Annotated in this window: 2 rRNA genes; both read right to left on the minus strand. The window is 47.6% G+C overall.

The features are described 5' to 3' along the window. Positions 1 to 102: ribosomal RNA gene (locus ACFFT4_RS30105) — 23S ribosomal RNA — on the minus strand; the annotation flags it as partial. Between the two features lie 395 nt (positions 103 to 497). Continuing rightward, a 16S ribosomal RNA gene (locus ACFFT4_RS30110) occupies positions 498 to 567 on the minus strand; the annotation flags it as partial.

Genomic DNA, 567 nt, shown 5'->3' on the forward strand with positions numbered 1-567 from the left:
CAACGTTCACTTACAACTCCCCGAAGCACTATCGCGGTTCGTCGCGTCCTTCATCGGCTCCTGGCGCCTAGGCATCCTCCGTGCGCTCTTATTAGCTTAACCTATCTGCAACCGTTAATATTGACCGTAAGGACAATATTCGGTTGTCAGTTACCTGCAACTGTTAAGTTCAGTCGTAAGACTGGACTTCAGTTGTCAGTCCGCTGCGATCCGTTAAGTTTGACTGTAAAGGCAAACTCCGGTCGTCAGCATGAGTTGACACTAGTAAAGGCAAGACGATACTTCTTCTTCGCGCTAACATGTTCATTCGAAAACGTTCATGTCGTTTGGTTCGCTATCCAGTTTTCAAGGTACAAGTTGAAAGATCATCATCGTGAAGATGATTGCTCTTTCAAAACTGAACTTGAGCGTAAGAAACGGTTTGCCACTCCCACTTTGTTGACAACCTTGCGGTTGCAACTGGACCGTGGTCTTTATAGCTCCGAAGAGCTCCTTAGAAAGGAGGTGATCCAGCCGCACCTTCCGATACGGCTACCTTGTTACGACTTCACCCCAATCATCTACCCC

The sequence above is a fragment of the Cohnella cellulosilytica genome, assembly GCF_042431195.1.
GTDB classification, from domain to species: domain Bacteria; phylum Bacillota; class Bacilli; order Paenibacillales; family Paenibacillaceae; genus Cohnella; species Cohnella cellulosilytica.